At 69.6% G+C, this 1201-nt stretch carries 2 protein-coding genes and 1 pseudogene; 1 reads left to right on the top strand and 2 read right to left on the bottom strand.

The genetic code is table 11. The features are described from left to right. On the bottom strand, window positions 1–174 hold a 174-nt coding region (locus ON38_RS34920; protein WP_157181779.1), incomplete at its 3' end, for a helix-turn-helix domain-containing protein. Between the two features lie 377 nt (window positions 175–551). Here ON38_RS34920 and ON38_RS36810 point away from each other — a divergent pair. Then, the gene (locus ON38_RS36810) at window positions 552–959 is read left to right on the top strand and encodes an ATP-binding protein (RefSeq protein WP_051164759.1); all 408 of its coding nucleotides are present in this window, start codon (window positions 552–554) and stop codon (window positions 957–959) included. A gap of 64 nt (window positions 960–1023) precedes the next feature. Here ON38_RS36810 and ON38_RS38065 read toward each other — a convergent pair. Continuing rightward, window positions 1024–1201: pseudogene (locus ON38_RS38065) on the bottom strand (MerR family transcriptional regulator); the annotation flags it as partial.

Raw genomic sequence — 1201 nt, 5'->3', positions numbered from 1 at the left:
GGGTCGATCGAGCAGGCCGAGCTCGCCGAAGCGGCGGAACCTGTTGACCCACTTCGATGCACATTGGCGGGAAATACCCATCTCGGCGGCAACATGAGCGATCGGGCGGTTTCGGCAGCGGTGCACGAGCCGGTGGCGGCCCTCGATCGTGAGTGGGGCATTACGGTGAGACACGGCGGTTCTTTCACTCGCGGACGGACGTGTGGTTGGCGCTTCACATCCTGCCGCCGAAAGAACCGCCCCTTTCAGCTCACCCCACACCCCGCGTCACCAACGTCACGACCCGCAACAGCTAGTACCGGGGTGCTGGAGGGGGTTGAGCAGTCAGCTCCCTCTGGCTTGGTGACATCGAATCGACCGAGGTTCGCCCGACCTGTCTCGAGCAACGCTGCCCGGCAGGTCACCCGCCGCAGGGCTGATCGCGGCGACCCGAGTCCCGGGCGCTGTGTGGTTTCCGTCGGTGGGTGGCGGGTAAGCGGGGCCCAGTAGGAGCGGCGGCCGCGGGGTGCGGGGTGCTCACTGAAGCGGGAGGAGGAGCCGCAGTGGGTGTGATGACTTCGGATCCGGTCCACTGCGGTCAGGGACCGGGCGGCATGGTTGTCGAGGTGGACCTCGAGATGGCGCCGGCGGCGCAGGTGCGGGCCGAGGTACACCACCTGGTAGGTCCTTGTCCCGGTATCGAGGTCTGCGACGCGGTGCAGGTCAGCGATGAGCTGGTGAGCAACGCCTGCCGCCATGCCCGCTCCCCGCGCACCTGCCGGCTGATGATCGACGGCCGCGGCCGATTCCGGGTCGAGGTGGACGACGCCTCGCCCGCCCCGGCGCGGGTCCGGGACCCCGACCACACGGGCGGGCGCGGGCTGCTGTTGGTCGCGCAGCTCGCGACCCGGTGGGGAACCGACTACCGCGACGGCGGGAAAACCGTGTGGGCCGAACTCGACCGGCACGCCGGTATCTGATCCAGCGGTGACCGGCCACGACCGGACCTGGGGGATTTCCCTCCCGGCGGGCATGCCGGTGGGGTCAGTCCAGTCCGGTGAGTTTGGCGTTGATCTCGCGGGCTTCGGCGAGTTGGTCTTCGAGGATGATGATCCGGCACGCCGCCTCCAGCGGGGTGCCGGAGTCCATGAGTTCGCGGGCGCGGGCGGCGAGGCGCAGCTGGTAGCGGGAGTAGCGGCGATGCCCGCCGGCGGAGCGTTGC

The sequence above is a fragment of the Nocardia testacea NBRC 100365 genome (assembly GCF_000308775.1).
GTDB lineage: Bacteria > Actinomycetota > Actinomycetes > Mycobacteriales > Mycobacteriaceae > Nocardia > Nocardia testacea.
The sequence above is the reverse complement of the archived record's forward strand: the minus strand, read 5'-3'. Positions and strand labels throughout refer to the sequence as shown.

What these genes read in the sequence shown, in the direction of transcription:
- ON38_RS36810 (WP_051164759.1), top strand. Translation starts at nt 552, where the DNA reads ATGACTTCGGATCCGGTCCACTGCGGTCAGGGACCGGGCGGCATGGTT.